This window comes from Mesorhizobium sp. J8, from assembly GCF_016591715.1.
GTDB lineage: Bacteria > Pseudomonadota > Alphaproteobacteria > Rhizobiales > Rhizobiaceae > Mesorhizobium.
This window is the reverse complement of the sequence record NZ_AP024109.1, coordinates 4,330,549-4,348,430: the sequence shown is the minus strand read 5'-3', so window position 1 is coordinate 4,348,430 and position 17,882 is coordinate 4,330,549. Positions and strand designations below refer to the sequence as shown.

The 17,882-nt window shown below is 65.9% G+C and carries 18 protein-coding genes, 1 tRNA gene and 2 pseudogenes; 8 read left to right on the top strand and 13 right to left on the bottom strand.

Features of this window, described 5'->3' with window-relative positions; all coding sequences use genetic code 11:
• The first annotated feature begins 26 nt into the window (after positions 1-26).
• The 3 genes from MJ8_RS20900 (at position 27) to ilvC (ending at position 2,389) form a co-directional block, all read left to right on the top strand.
• Complete coding sequence (locus MJ8_RS20900; RefSeq protein ID WP_201410639.1) at positions 27-482, top strand: MarR family winged helix-turn-helix transcriptional regulator; 456 nt, start codon at positions 27-29, stop codon at positions 480-482.
• 211 nt (positions 483-693) lie between these two features.
• A complete protein-coding gene (locus MJ8_RS20895; RefSeq protein ID WP_412177121.1) occupies positions 694-1,344 on the top strand; it encodes a TetR/AcrR family transcriptional regulator in 651 nt (216 codons plus the stop codon).
• Positions 1,345-1,369: 25 nt separating this feature from the next.
• Complete coding sequence (ilvC, locus tag MJ8_RS20890) at positions 1,370-2,389, top strand: ketol-acid reductoisomerase (protein WP_201410637.1); 1,020 nt, start codon at positions 1,370-1,372, stop codon at positions 2,387-2,389.
• 174 nt (positions 2,390-2,563) lie between these two features.
• Here the strand turns inward: ilvC and MJ8_RS20885 are convergent, their stop codons facing one another.
• Together MJ8_RS20885 and MJ8_RS20880 are read right to left on the bottom strand one after the other, a co-directional pair.
• Positions 2,564-2,848, bottom strand: coding sequence for a PilZ domain-containing protein (locus MJ8_RS20885; RefSeq protein ID WP_041008222.1), 285 nt, complete (start codon positions 2,846-2,848; stop codon positions 2,564-2,566).
• Positions 2,849-3,020: 172 nt separating this feature from the next.
• On the bottom strand, positions 3,021-3,602 hold the full coding sequence (locus MJ8_RS20880) for a BA14K family protein (protein WP_201410636.1): 582 nt from the start codon (positions 3,600-3,602) through the stop codon (positions 3,021-3,023).
• A 165-nt stretch (positions 3,603-3,767) separates the two neighbouring features.
• Here MJ8_RS20880 and MJ8_RS20875 point away from each other — a divergent pair, with 165 nt between their 5' ends.
• Together MJ8_RS20875 and MJ8_RS20870 are read left to right on the top strand one after the other, a co-directional pair.
• Positions 3,768-4,880 (top strand): endonuclease/exonuclease/phosphatase family protein, encoded by a 1,113-nt coding sequence (locus tag MJ8_RS20875; protein ID WP_201410635.1) that lies wholly within the window; start codon positions 3,768-3,770, stop codon positions 4,878-4,880.
• A 5-nt stretch (positions 4,881-4,885) separates the two neighbouring features.
• The gene (locus tag MJ8_RS20870; protein ID WP_201415515.1) at positions 4,886-5,599 is read left to right on the top strand and encodes a hypothetical protein; all 714 of its coding nucleotides are present in this window, start codon (positions 4,886-4,888) and stop codon (positions 5,597-5,599) included.
• A 72-nt stretch (positions 5,600-5,671) separates the two neighbouring features.
• Here the strand turns inward: MJ8_RS20870 and MJ8_RS20865 are convergent, their stop codons facing one another.
• From MJ8_RS20865 to MJ8_RS20855, 3 genes are read right to left on the bottom strand one after another with little or no spacing between them, the layout of a single operon-like run.
• Positions 5,672-6,889: an ABC transporter permease gene (locus tag MJ8_RS20865; RefSeq protein WP_201410634.1), complete on the bottom strand. Its 1,218-nt coding sequence runs from the start codon at positions 6,887-6,889 to the stop codon at positions 5,672-5,674.
• Entirely contained in the window at positions 6,886-7,593 is a 708-nt protein-coding gene (locus tag MJ8_RS20860; RefSeq protein WP_201410633.1) for an ABC transporter ATP-binding protein, read from the bottom strand. Before MJ8_RS20860 ends, MJ8_RS20865 begins: the two co-directional genes overlap by 4 nt.
• A 4-nt stretch (positions 7,594-7,597) precedes the next feature.
• On the bottom strand, positions 7,598-8,884 hold the full coding sequence (locus MJ8_RS20855; RefSeq protein WP_201410632.1) for an efflux RND transporter periplasmic adaptor subunit: 1,287 nt from the start codon (positions 8,882-8,884) through the stop codon (positions 7,598-7,600).
• A gap of 131 nt (positions 8,885-9,015) precedes the next feature.
• Here MJ8_RS20855 and MJ8_RS20850 point away from each other — a divergent pair, with 131 nt between their 5' ends.
• The 3 genes from MJ8_RS20850 to MJ8_RS20840 all read left to right on the top strand — a co-directional run bounded on the left by MJ8_RS20850 (position 9,016) and on the right by MJ8_RS20840 (position 11,311).
• The gene (locus MJ8_RS20850; RefSeq protein ID WP_201410631.1) at positions 9,016-9,918 is read left to right on the top strand and encodes a PhzF family phenazine biosynthesis protein; all 903 of its coding nucleotides are present in this window, start codon (positions 9,016-9,018) and stop codon (positions 9,916-9,918) included.
• A 104-nt stretch (positions 9,919-10,022) separates the two neighbouring features.
• Positions 10,023-10,098: transfer RNA gene (locus tag MJ8_RS20845), tRNA-Lys, on the top strand.
• Positions 10,099-10,471: 373 nt separating this feature from the next.
• Entirely contained in the window at positions 10,472-11,311 is an 840-nt protein-coding gene (locus MJ8_RS20840; RefSeq protein WP_201410630.1) for a hypothetical protein, read from the top strand.
• 131 nt (positions 11,312-11,442) lie between these two features.
• On the opposite strand, the gene cobT is transcribed toward MJ8_RS20840, so the two are convergent.
• From cobT to cbiE, 8 genes and pseudogenes are all read right to left on the bottom strand, one after another.
• Complete coding sequence (gene cobT / locus MJ8_RS20835; protein WP_201410629.1) at positions 11,443-12,468, bottom strand: nicotinate-nucleotide--dimethylbenzimidazole phosphoribosyltransferase; 1,026 nt, start codon at positions 12,466-12,468, stop codon at positions 11,443-11,445.
• Positions 12,469-12,492: 24 nt separating this feature from the next.
• Positions 12,493-13,260 carry an adenosylcobinamide-GDP ribazoletransferase gene (gene cobS, locus MJ8_RS20830; RefSeq protein ID WP_201410628.1) on the bottom strand — a complete coding sequence of 256 codons (768 nt, stop codon included), beginning with the start codon at positions 13,258-13,260 and terminating at the stop codon, positions 12,493-12,495.
• A complete protein-coding gene (locus MJ8_RS20825; RefSeq protein ID WP_201410627.1) occupies positions 13,257-14,573 on the bottom strand; it encodes a cobyrinate a,c-diamide synthase in 1,317 nt (438 codons plus the stop codon). The genes cobS and MJ8_RS20825 overlap by 4 nt, the downstream gene beginning before the upstream one ends.
• Positions 14,570-15,367, bottom strand: coding sequence for a uroporphyrinogen-III C-methyltransferase (gene cobA / locus MJ8_RS20820; RefSeq protein WP_201410626.1), 798 nt, complete (start codon positions 15,365-15,367; stop codon positions 14,570-14,572). Before cobA ends, MJ8_RS20825 begins: the two co-directional genes overlap by 4 nt.
• 14 nt (positions 15,368-15,381) lie before the next feature.
• Positions 15,382-16,146: a precorrin-4 C(11)-methyltransferase gene (cobM, locus tag MJ8_RS20815; RefSeq protein ID WP_201410625.1), complete on the bottom strand. Its 765-nt coding sequence runs from the start codon at positions 16,144-16,146 to the stop codon at positions 15,382-15,384.
• Positions 16,143-16,289: pseudogene (locus tag MJ8_RS20810) on the bottom strand (cobalamin biosynthesis protein); the annotation flags it as partial. The pseudogene MJ8_RS20810 and the gene cobM, both read right to left, overlap by 4 nt.
• 216 nt (positions 16,290-16,505) lie before the next feature.
• Positions 16,506-16,640: pseudogene (locus MJ8_RS20805) on the bottom strand (cobalamin biosynthesis protein); the annotation flags it as partial.
• On the bottom strand, positions 16,640-17,881 hold the full coding sequence (cbiE, locus tag MJ8_RS20800; RefSeq protein WP_201410624.1) for a precorrin-6y C5,15-methyltransferase (decarboxylating) subunit CbiE: 1,242 nt from the start codon (positions 17,879-17,881) through the stop codon (positions 16,640-16,642). The pseudogene MJ8_RS20805 and the gene cbiE, both read right to left, overlap by 1 nt.
• Position 17,882 lies beyond the last annotated feature (1 nt).

Genomic DNA, 17,882 nt, shown 5'->3' with positions numbered 1-17,882 from the left:
CTGCATCTATCCACTAGGCTGCGCCGATGACGAAGAAATTCCCGTCGCCCGAAGCCATCGCCGCCTGGGCACGCCTCGTGCGTGTCTCGCGCCAGCTGGTCGAGAGGACCGAGGACGCGCTGAAGGCAAACGGCCTGCCGCCGCTGGCCTGGTATGACGTGCTCCACGAGCTCGCCGAAGCGGGCGAGGGCGGGCTCCGGCCGTTTGAACTGATCGATCGCGTGTTGTTGGCGCAGTACAGCGTCTCAAGGCTGTTGGCCCGGCTGGAAGTCGATGGATTGGTCGAAAAGCTGCCCGTCTCCGACGACGGCCGCGGGCAGACTGTTCGCATCACGGCAAGCGGCCGGGAGATGCGCCGCCGCGTCTGGGCGGTCTATGGCGCTTCGATAGCGGAACTGATGGGTGACAGGCTTTCGGCCGAAGAACTCAAAACGCTGGCGGCTCTGCTCGGGCGACTGCGGCATCCGCCGGCCAGCGATTAATTCCCCGGCACGGGGATTTTGACCGGTCGGCTCTGTTTGCATTGCAGATAGCGTACCTTGGAGAGTGGCCGAAACGCCGATCGACAGATCTTCCGCGCCTGCCGTCGTGATTTTCGTCGCTGCCTCTTGCATCGAAAACCGGAATGCGCAATAAGCCGAACCGTAACGTACGGTACGCCTCTGGGCGACCGGAAGGGCGGAAAAGATCGTGCTGCAGGCAGGCGCCGATATCGATACAAGCGAAACGCTGACGGAACGCCAACAGGCCGTTCTGGACGCGGCGCTCCGCCTGCTGGTCGAGGAGGGGGACAACCTCACCATGACCGCGGTGGCGCGGCGGGCCAGTTGTTCCAAGGAAACGCTTTACAAATGGTTCGGCGACCGCGACGGGCTGCTGACGGCGACGGTGCAGTGGCAGGCCTCGAAGGTGCGTGTGACACCGGTCGATCGCAAGGGGCTCGACCTCGCGTCGCTGACGACAAGCCTCGAACGCTTCGCCTCCGACTGGCTCAAGGTCATCTCCAGCGATACGTCGATCGCCCTCAACCGCGTGGCGGTCGGCCATGCCGGGTCCGGTAAGGATGACCTCGGCGCAATCGTGCTGCAGAATGGCCGCTTCGCGCTTGCCAGGCGACTGAAGCCGGTGCTTGAAGCCGGCCGGCAGGCCGGACTGCTCGATTTCGAGGACGCCGAGACGGCGTTCCGGACCTTTTTCGGCCTGGTCGGTCGCGACGTGCAGATCCGTCTGCTGCTCGGCGACCGGGTGGAATTGACTGAGGCGACGATCGGCGGCGATGCCCACCGCGCGACGCAACAGTTTCTCGCTCTCTTCGGGGCAAAAACCGGGCCACTGGCCCTCTGATCTTCAAAAGGGAAGGAAGACCAAAATGCGTGTCTATTACGATCGTGATGCCGACCTCAATCTCATCAAGGGCAAGAAGGTCGCCATCATCGGCTATGGCAGCCAGGGCCGGGCGCATGCGCTGAACCTGAAGGATTCCGGGGTGAAGGAGATCGCCATCGGCCTGAAAGCTGGCTCCGCCACCGCCAAGAAGGTCGAGGCCGACGGGCTCAAGGTGATGAGCGTGGCGGATGCCGCCAGATGGGCCGACCTGATGATGATGGCGACGCCCGACGAATTGCAGGCCGACATCTACAAGAACGAGATCGCGCCGAACATCCGCGACGGTGCCGCGATCGCCTTCGCGCATGGCCTCAACGTGCATTTCGGCCTGATCGAGCCGAAGGCCTCGGTCGACGTCGTCATGATCGCGCCGAAGGGCCCGGGCCACACGGTGCGCGGCGAATATCAGAAGGGCGGCGGCGTGCCGTGCCTGGTCGCCGTCAACCAGGACGCTTCGGGCAACGCGCTCGACCTCGCGCTTTCCTATGCCTGCGGCGTCGGCGGCGGCCGCTCCGGCATCATCGAGACCAATTTCCGCGAGGAATGCGAGACCGATCTCTTCGGCGAGCAGGTCGTGCTGTGCGGCGGTCTGGTCGAGCTGATCCGCGCCGGTTTCGAGACGCTGGTGGAGGCCGGTTACGCCCCGGAAATGGCCTATTTCGAGTGCCTGCACGAGGTGAAGCTGATCGTCGACCTGATCTATGAAGGCGGCATCGCCAACATGAACTACTCGATCTCGAACACCGCCGAATGGGGCGAATATGTCTCCGGTCCGCGCATCATCACCGCCGAGACCAAGGCGGAGATGAAGCGCATCCTGAAGGACATCCAGACCGGCAAGTTCACTTCGGAATGGATGCAGGAATACCGGGCCGGCCTGTCGCGCTTCAAGGGCATCCGCCGCATGAATGACGGCCACCAGATCGAAGAGGTTGGCGCCAAGCTGCGCGCCATGATGCCGTGGATCGCCAAGAACAAGCTGGTCGACAAAGCCAAGAACTGAGGCGATCCACGTCTTGTGCCTGCGCGTCCTCGGGCTTGCCCTGCGGTCGCGCGGGTGATCGGCAAGAACAAGCTGGTCGACAAGGTAAAAGCTAAGGCGAAGTTTGTGTCAAATATCAAAGCCGGCGGAGCAATCCGCCGGCTTTGTTTTGCCAGCCAGGCCGGTCGATGGGGTTCACCCGTAGTGCCAGTGCGGCTTGGGCTCGGTGCCGGTGAACTCGACGCCGATGCGATCCTCGCGGCGCCAACGCACCACCGCCTTGTAGCCGATGCCGTCGACCGGCACATAAAGCAGGAATTCGTCCGGCACGCGCGCGTCGATCGGCACTTTCAGCTCCGCGCCGTTCGAATGCATGTTGCGCACGGTGCATCTCACTTCGGAATTGTTGATGCCGGTCAGGATCGCAGCGCCCTTCAGCACGCGTTGCCTGTGTTGGTTCCTGTGTTCGTTTTCGGCCATGGCGAGCACGTCTCGCACTCCGTCGCGCAAATCGTCTACTGGGTGATATCTGCGTGGATGAATAGCCGCCGCTGATGAATTTTGGGTTATATCGGCCGATGGCGAGCGCAGGTCGCGCCAAAATAAAACGGCGCCCGCGATAGGCGCCGTTTCATCCTTGCTGTCGAGGAGCTCAGATATAGGGCGAGATGCACTGCCGGCGCGGGCCGTAGTTGGGCTGGAAAGTATTGTCCCAGGCGCGATACGACCGGTAGCGGTCATAGCACCAGCGGACATGCGCGCTGGACAGCCGCTCGGTCCGGTAGATGCGCCGCGGCTGGACGTAGCGCGGATAGGGATCGTAGTAGTACGGATCGTAGTAGTTATCGTAGGCGAGGCTACCCAAGCCAAGGCCGAGGCCTAGCCCAAGGAGCGCCGCGTCGCCGCCACGGAAGTGCCGGTGGTGGTGCCGCCGCCAGCGCCAGTCGCCGCCGCCGTCCCATCGGCCGCCGTCCCAGTGGCGCGAGAAGCGACGGTCGCCGCCACGCCATCTGAAGTCGCCGCCGCGGTTACGCCAACGCCAGTCCTGGAAGCTGCCGTTGTTGTTGCCGCCGGCCCAGCCCTCGCGCACAGGAATGATGTTCGGCGCAGCGGCATTCGTTGCGACGCTGAGATCGGGCTGCAGGATCGGTCCGGCGACCGACGGTGCGGTGACGCCGGTAACGAGGCCCAGGACCAGAAGCCCGGATCTCAGGGAAGAAAAAAGCGGTTTCATTTCACTCTCCAAGGAGTAAAGGCCCCACGCCCAGAGCACCCCGGGGAAAGGCCTATTGTTGGAACTTGTCGTCTGAACGGGGGATGAACGGAAAGGTTCCATCAACCATGGCGAGCATTGCCTGGCTCTTGTTTTCGCCTGCGCTTGCGGGCAAAGGTCACGGCCATGTCGCTGCGCCTCGCCACCTTCAATGTCGAGAACCTGATGAGCAGGTTCGATTTTTCGGGCTATCGCAACCAGCTCAATGAAGACCGCACGCTGGCCCTGTTCGACATCCAGAGCGAGGCCGAATACCGCATCCTCGAACAGGCCCGCACGATCGCCCAATCCGACGACACCCGCCAGTTGACGGCGCTCGCCATCGCGGCCACCCGCGCCGACATCATCTGCATGCAGGAGGTCGACAACATCGAGGCGCTGAAGGCCTTCGAATATGGCTATCTGTTCAAGATGGTCGGGCAGGGCTACCGGCAGAAATACACCACCGCCGGCAACGACACGCGCGGCATCGATGTCGCCGTGATGATGCGCAACGAGACCGCGCAAGGGCAGCCGATCGAATTCGTGCGCATGACCAGCCACGCCTATGTCACCTTCGAGGAGTTCGGGCTGTTCACGCCGGAACTCGCCGCGCTCGGCTATCTCGCCACCGAGCGTATCTTTCGCCGCGATTGCCTGGAGATCGACCTGAGGGTCGGCGGCGCGCCGCTGACGCTCTATCTCGTCCATTTCAAATCGATGGGGCCGCCACGCAACGGGCTGGACGGCCGCCAGGCGTCGATGCCGCTGCGCATCGCCGAGGCGCAAGCGGTGCGCCGCATCATCGAGGAGCGTTTCGGCAAGGATCACGCCGCCGGCAAGCGCTGGGCGATCTGCGGCGACCTCAACGACTACCGGCAGCGCGTGAAGATCGAGGGCGACGCCATCGACGGCTACCGTTTCGAGGTCGTCGACGAAGCCAGGTCCTCAGTCGATGTGCTCACCGCCGGCGGCTTTTGCGAGAATGTCGTCGAGCGGCGGCCGGAGATGGACCGCTGGAGCTTCTACCACACGCGCGGCCCGGAGGAGCGGCATCTCTGCCAGCTCGATTACCTCCTGCTGTCGAAGGCCCTGGCCGCGAAGAACGCCACCGCCGTTCCCGACATCATCCGCAACGGCCAGCCCTGGCGCACCATCTTCCCGCCGGGACAGGAGGTGGAGCGGTTTCCACGCGCCGGCTGGGACAGGCCAAAGGCCTCCGACCACTGCCCGGTGGTGATCGCACTGGACATGGCGTGACCCTCTTGAGCTTCGATCTGCCACGCAACGTCATCCTGCCGGTCGATGCGGTCGACGTCCGCCTCGATCCCAGCCCGCATCCCTTCGCGTTGAGCAACGCGGCGGCGATCGCCGAGAATTGGCGGGAGGAGATTGCCGCCAATCCGGCGCTGTTCGACGGCACCGTGGTGCTGCTTTCCGGGCTTGCCTACCGGGACGGCCGCCTCGTCGGCCGCTGCCACGCGGTCAACTATTCGACCTTCATGCTGTGGCGCAAGCGGCGCGAGAATTCCGGCGCCGAGCACGCCTATGCGCATGCCATGCTGGTCGCCGGCGATAATGCGCTGGTGGCGATCCGCATGGGATCGCATACGGTCAATGCCGGCCGCGTCTACTTCGCCGCCGGTTCGTTCGAGCCGATCGATTTTCGCGATGGGCTCGTCGATGTCGACTTCAACATGATCCGCGAGGTGAGGGAGGAGACCGGGCTCGATCTTTCGACGGCCGAACGCGGACCGCGTTATCATGCGCTATCGACGGCGAGCGGCACGGTCATCTTCCGCCGCTACCGCGTGGCCGAAACGGCCGACGAGCTGGCGCGGCGCATCAGCGCCTTTGTCGCAGCCGAGGCGGAGCCGGAGATCGAAGGTCCGGTGATCATCCGCAATGCCGGCGATCTGCCCGATGGCTTGATGCCCCACATGAAGCCGCTGATCGCGTGGCATTTCGGCGGCGATTAGCAGCACCCACGCCGCTCCGTCAGCGCTATGTCACCTCAAGATCGGGCAACAGGCGCAGAACGTTGCCTCTGGCTATTCATGCCGCAGCGCGTCGATCGGGTCGAGGCGGGCGCCGCGCAGTGCCGGGAAAAAGCCGAACACCATGCCGATCAGCGCCGAGAAGCCGACCGCGAGCAGGATGACGGCGGGGCTTGGCGCGAAGGGTATCGTCAGCGCCACCGAGGCGGCGCCGGCCAGCGACAGCCCGATCAGGATGCCGATGATGCCGCCGAGCAGCGACAGCACCGTCGCCTCGACCAGGAACTGGATGAGGATGTGTTTTTCATGCGCGCCGATCGCCAGCCTGATGCCGATCTCGCGTGTGCGCTCGGTGACCGAGACCAGCATGATGTTCATGATGCCGATGCCGCCGACCAGCAGGCTGACGCCGGCGACGGCGCCCAGCATGCCGGTCATGGTGGTGGTGGCGCTGGTCATCGCATCGGCGATCTGGGTCATGTCGCGGATGGCGAAGTCGGGATCGCGGTCCGGCGTGATGCGGCGCGTGTCGCGCAAAATGTCCTCGACGCGCGGCTGCAGCTCGCTGGTGGGCGTACGGTCGTCGGCGGCGATATAGATGTTGTCGATGTCGCGGTTGCCGGCGATGCGCCGCTGATAGGCGTGCAGCGGCATCAGCACGACGTTGTCCTGGTCCTGGCCGAAGCCGGTATAGCCCTTGGGCTCGAGCAGGCCGATGATATTGCACGAGGTGCGGTTGACGCGGATGATCTCGCCCTCCGGATCGCCGGCGCCGAAGAACTGCTGGCGGACGGTTTCGCCGATCAGGCAGACGCCCGCGCCGGCCCGCGTTTCGGAATCGCTGAACGGTCTCCCGGAGACCAGCTTCCAGTCGCGGGCGTCGAGATAGGCGCTGTCGGTGCCGGTGACGCCCGAAGTCAGGCTTTCGGTGCCGAAGATGACGCGGACCTGCTTTTGCGAGGCCGGCGAAATGGCGCGGGCGCCGCTCAGATGCGCGACGAGCGCGGCGACATCCTTCTCGGCCAGCGGCCGCACCGCCTGGTCGAGGCCTCCCGGTCCGCCCGGCCCCGCGGGCCGGCCGGCGCGAACGACGAGCAGGTTGCTGCCGAGCTTCGAGATGTCGGCCTTGACCTTCTCCGTCGTGCCGGAGCCGATGGTGAGCATGGCGATGACGGCCGCGACGCCGATGACGATGCCAAGCAGCGTCAGGAACGAGCGCAACACATTGCGGCGGATCGAGCGCAGCGAGAGGCGGACGGTCTCCCAGATCATGCCGCTGCCTCCGTTTTCAGGGTATCGGAGGCGACATGGCCATCGAGGAAACGGATGGTGCGGCCGGCATAGGCCGCGACATCGGCCTCATGCGTCACCATGACGATGGAGAGGCCGAGCTCGGCGTTAAGCCTGGTCAGCAGCTCCATGATCTCATGTGTGCGCGCCGTGTCGAGATTGCCGGTCGGCTCGTCGGCAACCAGCAGCGTCGGCCTGGTGACGATGGCGCGGGCGATCGCCACGCGCTGCTGCTGGCCGCCCGAAAGATCGGCCGGAGTGTGATGCTCGCGCCCGACAAGTCCGACCTGGGCCAGCGCCTGCATGGCGAGATCGCGGCGCTCGCGCGCGGCGACGCCGCGATAGATCAGCGGCAGCTCGACATTTTCCGCGGCGGTGGTGCGCGGCAACAGGTTGTAGCCCTGGAAGATGAAGCCGACATAGAGGTTACGCAAGAGCGCGCGCCGGTTGCGATCGAGGCGGCCCGCATCGACGCCCATGAAGGAATAGGTCCCGGCCGTCGGCGTATCGAGGCAGCCGATGATGTTCATCGCCGTCGACTTGCCTGAGCCGGAAGGGCCCATGATGGCGACGAATTCACTTCTGCGGATGGCGAGATCGACGCCGGCCAGCGCATGCACGCGGGCCTCGCCCTCGCCATAGCTTTTCCAGACCTTGTCGAAGGTGATGAGCAGGGGGGCCGACATGCCGTCAGCTCCGCTGCTGCGCGCCGGTGATCACAGCGGCGCCCGCGTCGAGGCCGGACGTGATCTCGGTCAACTCGCCGTCGGTCGAGCCGATCTTGACGTTGACGGGATGGGGCCGGCCGTTCTCCAGCACATAAAGCGTGCGCGAGCCGTCGGTCGGCGCCTTCGTCGCCTCGCGCTGCCGGTTGGGGCGGCCCATGCGCCCGGTGAAGAGGTCGCTGAAGCTCCAGCCGCGCGCCTGCTGCTGCATCGGGCGATAGCGGAAGGCAGTGGAGGGGACGGTCAGCACCCCCTTGGCCTGTCTTGTGACGACCGATACCGTCGCCGTCATGCCGGGCCGCAAAAGAAGCTCGCTATTGTCGACTTCGAGGCGCGCATTGTAGGTGACGACGCCATCCGTGGTCACCGAGGCGTAGGAGATGTCGCGGATCTCGGCGTCGAAGGGGCGGTCCGGGAAAGCGTCGACGGTGAAGCGCGCATGCTGGCCGGGCTTGACCGCGCCGATATCGGCCTCGTCGACCGCGGCCTGCAATTCCATGTTGCGAAGGTCGGCGGCGATGACGAAGAGCACCGGCGCCTGCAGCGAGGACGCGACCGTCTGGCCGGGATCGACCGAGCGCGTCAGCACGATGCCGTCGATCGGCGCGTAGATGGTGCTCTTGGCGAGATCGGTCTGCTGCGCCTTGAGGTCGGCCTGGGCGATGGCGAGATTGGCCTCGGCGCTGTCGAGCGCCGCCTTCGAGCGGTCGCGCGTCGCGGTCGCTGCCTCAAGCGACTGGTCCGTCGCCATGCCGCGCTTGGTCAGCGCGCTGGCGCGCACAACCGCGTTCTCGTTTTCCTGCAAGGTGACCTTGGCGTCCTCGACGCTGGCTGCAGCCGCCTTGGCGGAGGCGGTGGCGCGCTCGATCTGGACCTCCAGCTTGGCGGTGTCGAGCGTCGCCAGCACGTCGCCCTTCCTGACCTGCTGGTTTTCACTGACCGCGACCGAGCGGACGATGCCGGAAAGCTCGCTGGAGATATCGACCTGGGTCAGCGGCTGCAGCGTGCCGGTGGCGGAGACCTCGACGGTGAGGTCGGCGATCGCCGCGGGCACGGTGGTGTATTCGATCCTGGGTGGCGCCGCGGCATACCATCGATAGAGGACGATGCCGGCCGCGACGATCGCTACCGCCAGCAGGGCATAGAACCAGAAGCGGCGACGCTTGCGGCTTACGCCCTTGCGGTCGAGCCCGAGCGCTGCCTCTATGGAAGTACCGGATTCCGCCTTTGGCGGATTGACAATCTGATCCACCCCGGACCCCTATGCTGAAAATCGATGTCCCTATCCGTGCACAGATCAGGCCTTAAGGTTCGAATTTCAAATTAAATTTCCCTCATGTTGGGATGAGGCAGAAATTCGGGACGAGGCGAAAGGTTTACTCCATGGCGCGCAACTACTTGCTTTACGATGTGTTTACCACCGAAAGGCTGGCTGGAAATCCGCTGGCGGTGGTGCTGGACTGCGACGGGCTCGACACTGCCGCCATGCAGTCGATCGCCCGCGAATTCAATCTGTCCGAGACGGTGTTCGTGCTGCCTGCGGACAATCCGAAGCATCGTAACCGGGTCCGCATCTTCACACCCGACTATGAAATGCCGTTCGCCGGGCATCCGACGGTCGGCTCGGCGATCGCGCTGGCGGAACTCGCCGGCGAGGCCGCCGGCATCTTCGTGCTGGAGGAGAATATCGGACCGGTGCGTTGCGCGGTGAGCAAGCATGACGGCTCGACTTTCGCCGAGTTCGACCTGGCGAAACTGCCGGAACCGTTGGAGCTGAAGGCCGATCCGGAGGCGATTGGCGCGGCGCTCGGCCTTGCCCCGCACGAGATCGGCTTCGAGAATCACCGCGTCGCCTTCTGGTCGGCCGGCGTGCCTTATGTGACGATTCCGGTTGCCGGGTTGGAGGAAGCGGCCAAGATCAGGCTCGACAACCAGGCATGGTCGGAATTGGCGCCGCGCAAGAGCGAATGGGCCTTCGCCAGCCCGTATGTCTATTGCCGCGAGACGGTGCATCACGACAGCGCCTTCCATGTGCGCATGATCGTGCCCGGCACCCCGTCCTATGAAGATCCGGCGACCGGTTCGGCCGCGGCCGCTTTCGCCGGCGCCATCATGCATTTCGACGCCCCAACCGACGGCATCTCGCAGCTCTGGATCGAGCAGGGGCTGGAAATGGGCCGGCCGTCGCGAATCCGTCTCGAGCTCAATGTCGATGGCGGAAAACTGGCCTCCGCGCGCATCGGTGGCCATGCGATCAAGGTGGCGGAAGGCAGGCTGTTTGTGTGATGTCTGCGGCAATTCGGCGATTTGTCGGGAAATGATCCGGCAGGGCTAGACATCCCCGAAAGCGGCGGCTATATGCGCCGCGACGCTGAGTTTTCCGGCGGTGTGGGTGTGTAGCTCAGTTGGTAGAGCAGCTGACTCTTAATCAGCGGGTCCACAGTTCGATCCTGTGCACACCCACCATCTAGTCTCTGGTTTTTCCCAGTATTTTTTTGGCCTGCGGAGAAGAACTTCGTCTTCCCGCCTGGCGGCCGGTGCCGGAGTACGGGCCTGATTTGCTTCGACCGGTCCCGTGGTCACGGCAGCCCGTGCGGAATCGCCGGCGAAGGCAGGATCAAGTTCGAGCCGGAGAGGGGAAGGGCACCGCTACCGCACATTGGAGTATGGACGCCTCCGCTCATGCGCAATATGGATGGGGCGTGGCCTGTCGTTGCGCTCACATTTCGCTGCGTCGCGAAGGCAGAAGACGAGACGTTCGTTCAATGATGCCGCGCCGGGCGAGTTGGCCTTTTGTTGATGCCGCCCTGCAAAAGCGTCGATTTCAGGGGAACTGGTCATGACCGACGACAAGCCGGCCGCAGACGTCACCAAGGATTGGCAAGCAACGCAGGGCCAAAAATCAGCCGCCACCCGCCTCCGACTTTTTGCCGCGCTCTCGTGGATCGTCGCCATCGGTGGCGAAATTGCCGGGATCGTTTTGTTCTACAAGCACAAGTTCGACCAGGGCAACCTGCCGCTGCTGATCGGCCTTCTGGTCGGGATCGCGGTTTTCGCCATCGCCGGCAACTTGCTGTGGAAGGCCGCCAACCGGCACGATCCGGCCCGCGCATCCGACACGGCCAGATTCTTCTTCCAGAACCAGCTCGGCGCGATCATCACGCTGATCGCCTTCCTCCCGCTGGTTTTCCTCATCCTCACCGACAAGAACATGGATCCGCAGACCAAGAAGGTTGCGGGCGGCGTCGGTGCTGTGCTGGCGGTGCTCGCAACGATCACGGGTGTCAGCTTCAAGCCCCCGTCAGTCGAGCAGTATACCCAGGACATGAACACCTGCGCGGCCCAGATCAGGGCCGGGCAGCCGACCACGGCCTGTTCGCCCGAGGTCGCCGCCCAGGCTCAACAGATCGCCACCGATACCGCAGCGGTGACGGCGGCGACGAAGGATGCGAGCCACCCTGCCGGTCAGGATGTCGTGTACTGGATCGCGCCGGAAAATGGAGCCGCGAAGTCGTCGGAGCCGCATGTCTTCCATCTCTGCGCAGCCGTCAGCCCGTTGAAGGATAAGACCGTCAACAGCGGCTCCGTGACGGAAGCCTATGCGCAGAACGCCGTCCGCATCACCAAGCAGATCGAGATGGAACAGAAGCAATGCGGGTTCACTGCCTCATCGCAATGAACCTACCCGCGCGGTCGCCGGCATCGCCGCGCGGTATTGATCGTCGATCCTTCGAGACTGACCGGGGCGTTTTGCCGTTTCACGGAAAGACCGAAACGCCCTATGTGTTCACCGGTCGTTCGGGTCGTCGTCTATTTCTCCGAAACTCCGGCCTCGGCGAAGCTCGCCATCCTGGCATGGCATTCCAGCGCCGAGCGCACGATGTTGACGGCAAGGCAGGCGCCGGAGCCTTCGCCGAGCCGCATGCCGAGGTCGAGCAGCGGCGGCAGGCCGAGGGCTTCGAGCAGGCGGCGGTGGCCGGCTTCGGCCGAGACATGGGCGGCGACGGTGTGGGCCAGCCCGGTCGGGTGCAGTCTCGCAAGCGGCGCTGCGGCGGCGGTGCAGACGAAGCCGTCGAGCAGCACCGGCACGTTGTTCTTGCGCGCGGCGAGCGTGGCGCCCAGGATGGCCGCCAGTTCCCGTCCGCCAAGGGCAGCAGCGATCTTCAGCGGGTCCGAGAGCGAATCGGCATGGCGCTTGAGGCCCGCCTCGATGGCCACGACCTTGCGCTTCATGCCGGCATCATCGACGCCGGTGCCGCGCCCGGTCCATTTTTCGGCGCCGCCGCCGAAGAGGGCCGTCGAGATCGCGGCCGCCGGCGTGGTGTTGCCGATGCCCATCTCGCCGAAGCAGACAAGGTCGAGGTCCTTGGTCACGGCATCGTAGCCGGCCGAGACGGCGGCGAGGAACGCCTGCTCGTCCATTGCCGGCGCTATCGTGAAATCGCCGGTCGGATGATCGAGATCGAGAGGGATGACGTCGAGCTTGGCGCCGGCAATGCGGGCCAGTTGGTTGATGGCGGCACCCCCGCCGGCGAAGTTCGCCACCATCTGCACCGTAACCTCGGAGGGATAGGCCGAGACGCCCTGCGCGGTGACGCCGTGATTGCCGGCGAAGACGAAGACTTTGACCGCATCGAGCTTCGGCATGTCGCGGCCCTGCCAGCGGCCGAGCCAGGCGGCGATCGTTTCCAGCCGGCCGAGGCTGCCTGGCGGCTTGGTCAGCGTGTCCTGGCGTTTTGCGACGGCAGCGGCGGCGGTGTCGCTGCCGGCTGGAAGATCGAGGCAGGCGGCGCGAAGGTCTTCGAGCGATTTGAACGCGGCTGATTGGGGGGACATGGGGGCAAGGTCTCCGAAAGAGAATCAGGAAAGGCAAACGGAAGCGGCGAGAAGAATCGCGATCTCGCCAAGCTGCTGCAGCGCGCCGATCGTGTCGCCGGTCTGGCCGCCGATCTGGCTGAGGCAAAGCGCGCGGAAGCCCGCGAAGACCAGGCCGAGCGGTATGAGCGCCGCGATCGCGCCGGCAAAGCCGAGCGCCAGCAGCGCCACCGCGCCGAGCGCAGCACCTATGATCGCGGTCTCGGCCGTGACAGAGCCCGCATTGGCGGACAGGCCGTCGGCGCGGGCCGGCGGCAGAAGATGCATGAATGCGCCGAACAGACCGCGCGAGCCGGCATGCGCGGCAAGCAGCGCGAGAAAGATGTGGCCGGGACCGGCGAGCTCGGAGAGCGCGCTCCAGCGGATGAGCAGCGACAGCCCGAGCGCGGCCGCGCCATAGGCGCCGATGCGGCTATCGCGCATGATCTCCAGCTTCCTGTCGCGCGTCCTGCCGCCCCAAAAACCGTCGGCGATGTCGGAAAGTCCGTCCTCATGCAGGCAGCCGGTGACGAGCATCGTGGCGGCGAGGGTGAGCGCCGCGGCCGGTGCGGCGGCGACGCCGAAGACCGCGGCGATCGCATAGACCAGCGCGCCGATGATCGACACGGCGAGACCGGCAAAGGGCGCCGCCCAGATCGCATCCGCCAGGCTGCGGCCGCCGAAATCGCTCGACGGCAACCGCAGCCGGGTGAAGAAGACGAGGCTGAGGCCGATATCGTCAAGCACTTGCCTTGGCGCGGAAGGGCCGCTCATGCGCTCCTCGCAATGGCATGGAAGAAAGTGCCGCTGACATGGCCACGCCGGTAGCCGGAGGCGCCCAGCGGATTGCCCTGGCCATCGGCAAGGTCGGCCAAGGGCTCGTCATTGCCGGTGCCCGTCATATGCGCGTAGTGGAATTCGTGGCCTCGGATCAACGTGCCCTCGGGTCCTAATGGGCAGGCGGCGCGCAATCGCGCCTCTCGATAGCCGAGATTCATCTTGCGCCTGGCGAAGCTGGTCGAATGGCCAAGCAGGCCAAGCATCCTGTGGCTTGTCCCCTCCGCGTCTTCCAGTATTTCGCCCAGCACCATGAAGCCGCCGCACTCGCCGTGAACCGGCTTCGCCGCCGCGAATCGCGTTGTTCCCGCCTGGAAGTTTGTCGCGGCCGCAAGCTTGCCGGCATGGAGTTCGGGATAACCGCCGGGCAGCCAGCAGACATCGCAGTCCTCAGCCGGCGCTTCGTCGGCCAGCGGCGAGAAGGGCACGATCTCGGCGCCGGCCCTGCGCCAATGCGTGGCGACATGCGGATAGAGGAACGTGAAGGCGGCGTCCTCCGCCAGTGCGATGCGCTGCCCGGGCGGCTGCAAGGCACCACCGAAGTCGCCGGCTGCCGGTTGCAACGGAGTGGCCAGCGCTAGGATAGCGTCGATATCGAGCGACTTCTCGACCATGTCGGCCAGGCGGTCGAGATGCGCCATCAGGTTTTCGTACTCGCCGGCCTGGACGAGGCCGAGATGCCGCTCCGGCAGGTTGAGCGTCGGATCGCGCAGGATGGCGCCGACCACGGGCAGGCCGATCGCTTCGATGGCGTCGCCGGACAGCCGCCGGTGGCGTTCGCTGCCGAGCCGATTGAGCACGACGCCGGCCATGCGGACATCCGGATCGTAGGTGGCGAAACCCTTGGCGACGGCGGCGGCCGTGGTCGACTGTCCGGAAACATCGAGCACCAGAAGCACCGGCAGGCCGTAGAGCCGGGCGAGATCGGCGGCCGAGCCGGAGCGGCCTTCCGGCGCGGGGATTCCGTCGAACAGGCCCATCGCGCTTTCGAGGATGACGTATTCGGCATCGTCCGCGGCTTGGGCCGCCAGCGCATTGAGCAGGGCAGGCGACATCGCCCAACTGTCGAGATTGACACAGGACAAGCCGGTGGCGGCGGTGTGGAAGCCGGGGTCGATATAGTCCGGTCCGGATTTCGCGCCGCGCACCTTCAGGCCGCGCCGGGCGAGCGCGCGCAACAGGCCGATGGTGACGCTGGTTTTGCCCGAGCCGGAGCGCGGCGCGCCGATGATGATCGCGCGCGCCGTCATGCGCCGCCCGCCAGTGCCGCGCGCATGGCGACGATGCCGCCGACCACGATCAGCGCCGGCGAGGCGAGCCCGGCGGCCGCGGCCTCCTCGGCGATGGTGGCGAGCGTGGCGACAACGATGCGTTCCTGCGGCGTGGTTGCCGCGACGATCACCGCGGCCGGGGTCGAAGGTGCGAGGCCGCCCTCAAGCAGGGCGGCCGCAATCCGGGGAAGATTGGCCATGCCCATATAGACGACGACCGGCTGTCCGGTGCGGGCGATCGCCGTCCAGTCGATATCGTCATCAGTGCCCGCCGCGTGACCCGTCGCCAGGATGACGGCCTTGTTGATGCCGCGCATGGTGGCCGGAATGCCGGTTGCGGCAAGCGCGCTGAGGCCTGAAGTCAGGCCGGAGAGCACTCGGAACGGAATTTTTTCGCCCGCGAGCGCCAAAGCCTCTTCGCCGCCACGGCCGAAAATATAGGGGTCGCCGCCCTTGAGCCGCACGACTCGGCGGCCTTCGCGCGCCAGCCGCACCAGCAGGGCATTGATATCGTCCTGCTTCATCGAAGGTTGGCCGCCGCGTTTTCCGGCGTAGAAAAGCTCAGCGCCTTGAGCGACCGCCACGACATCGGGCGAGACCAGCGCGTCATAGACCAGCGCGTCGCATTGCCCGAGCGCGGCCAGCACCTCAAGCGTAAGGCAGCCCGGATCGCCCGGGCCGGCGCCGGCCAGCCAGACGTGGCCGGGCTCCAGCTCGCGCGGCTTGAAGTTCAGCCGCGCCAGCGCCTGATCCACATTTGCCCGTCCGTTCATATTGGCGCCGCCGTTCACAATCCGTCCCGTCCGCGAAAACGCCGCTGGTAATGGGCGTCGTAGAGTGAGCTTTCGCCGAAATCCTGAGCCGCGAGGGAACTGCCGACGAAGATGATTGCCGTGCGTTCCATAGGGTTTTGCGCCAGCAGCGCTTCGATGGTGCCGAGCGTGCCGGTCAGGATGCGTTCGTCCGGCCAGGAGACGCGGAAGACGACCGCGACCGGACACTCGGCGCCGTAAAGCGGCGTCAAATCGGCAACGACGCGATCGATGGCGTGGATGGCAAGATGAATGGCGAGCGTGGCGCCGGTGCGGCCGAAGCCGGCCAGCGTCTCGCCCGGCGGCATCTTCGAGGCGCGGCCGGAAACGCGGGTCAGCACCAGGCTCTGCGCGAGCTCGGGAATGGTGAGCTCGCGGCGAAGCGCCGCCGCCGCCGCCGCGAATGAGGGCACGCCCGGCGTCAACGTGTAGGGGATGCGGTGCTTTTCCAGGCGCCTGATCTGCTCCGCGACGGCGCTCCACACCGAAAGATCGCCGGAATGCAGGCGCGCGACATCCTGGCCGGCCTTGTGCGCGGCGACATATTCGGCCTCGATCTCGTCGAGCGACATCGGCGCGGTGTCGATCAGCTTGGTACCGGGCGCGCAATGCTCGAGCAACTCCGGCGCTACGATCGAACCCGCATGGAGGCAGACCGGGCAACTGGCCAGCAGCCGCGCGCCGCGCAAGGTGATGAGATCGGCCGCGCCCGGGCCGGCACCGATGAAATGGACGGTCATGGCGCATCTCCGCTGATGGCGATGGCGCAGGTGACCGGGCCAAGCACCGTGCGAGGCCCGAGCAGTCTTGCGCCGGCCCCGGCAACCGCGAGCGCGGATGCCTCCGACACCGACGGAGTGCCGGCGAGTTCTTGCGAGAGGTTGCGCGAGGCGGCCCCCTCATCCGGCCCTTCGGGCCACCTTCTCCCCGGTGGGGAGAAGAGGCTGGCGCCAGCGTTGGTAGCCTCCTCTCCCCTCGGGGAGAGGTCAGCCGAGCGAAGCGGAGGCTGGGTGAGGGGGAGCGGTGGTTCGGAGCCAGCGGCGTCCACCACTAGTACCGGGAGGCTGAGCCTACGACCGGCGGCAAAAATAGCTTCTTCGTTGCGTTTGAATTCGGTTGTCGCCAAGGCGGACAATGCCGTTAGGGGCAGGCCATGCGCTTCAAGCGCGGTCTCGATCGCCGTCAATACTTCTTCGACGCTCACGCCCTTGCGGCTGCCTATGCCCGCGACCATCATGGTTTCATCCAACTCCACTGCGTGACCGGCATGGCTGGACGCCAGGCTTGCATCGAGCCGACCGGCGCCGCCCGCGATAGCGCGATGCGGGTGAGGTCGCCGCCGCGCCTGTTGTGCTGGTCGAGCAGCAGCGCCTCCATCTCCAGCGTCACCGCGTTGGCGACGAGCCGGCCACCGGGACGTAGCGCCTTGATGGCCTTCTCGAGCACGCCGGCATCGCTGCCACCGCCGCCGATGAAGATCGCATCCGGTGTTTCCAGCTTGGCGAACGCCTTGGGCGCGGCGCCTTCGATCACGACAAGGTCCGGCACGCCACAATGCGCGGCATTGCGGGCGATGCGGGCGGCGCGCTCGCCGTTGGCTTCGATGGCAATGGCGCGCAATGAGGGATGCGCCAGCATCCATTCGATGCCGATCGAGCCCGAACCGGCGCCGATGTCCCACAGCAACTCACCGCGCCGGGGCGCCAGCGCCGACAGCGTGATGGCGCGGATCTCGCGCTTGGTGATCTGGCCGTCATGCTCGAACAGGTGGTCGGCAAGGCCGACGGTCAAAGGCAGGACGCGCGCATCCGGAGTCGATTCAATTTCGAGCGCCAGCACGTTGAGCGAATTGATGTTTTTGAGATCGAAGGCATCGGCTCGAGCGGCGCGGCGCATCTCATCGGGGCCGCCCAGCGCTTCGAGGACCGTGAATCGCGACGGGCCGAAACCGAGTTCGTCGAGCAGCGCGGCGATGGCGACCGGCGCGTCGCCATCCGATGTCAGGGCAAGGATGCGCGCGCCGGGGTGGAGCAGGGGCCGGATCAGGTCGATCGGATGGCCGTGCAGCGAGATGGTCTCGACGTCCTGCAAGGCCCAGCCGAGGCGCGATGCCGCCAGCGACAGAGATGAGGGCGCCGGCAGGACGAGCATCTGTTCCGGTTCTACCTTGCGGGCCAGCGTGACGCCGACGCCGTGAAAGAACGGGTCGCCGGAGGCCAGCACGCAGACGTCCTTGCCCGCGAGCGCCAGCACGTCGCGCATTTCGGCGTCGAAGGGTGTCGGCCATGAGCGGGTTTCGCCGTTGGCGAGGGAAGAGACAAGCGCGAGATGCCGCTTTCCGCCGAACACGACGTCCGCCTGCGCGATGCGCTGCTTGGCCTCGTCGCCGAGACCCGCTACACCGTCCTCGCCGATGCCGACGATGGTGAGCCATTTTGAGGCGGGCTTGGCGGCGCGCGGACCCTTAGCAGGCATG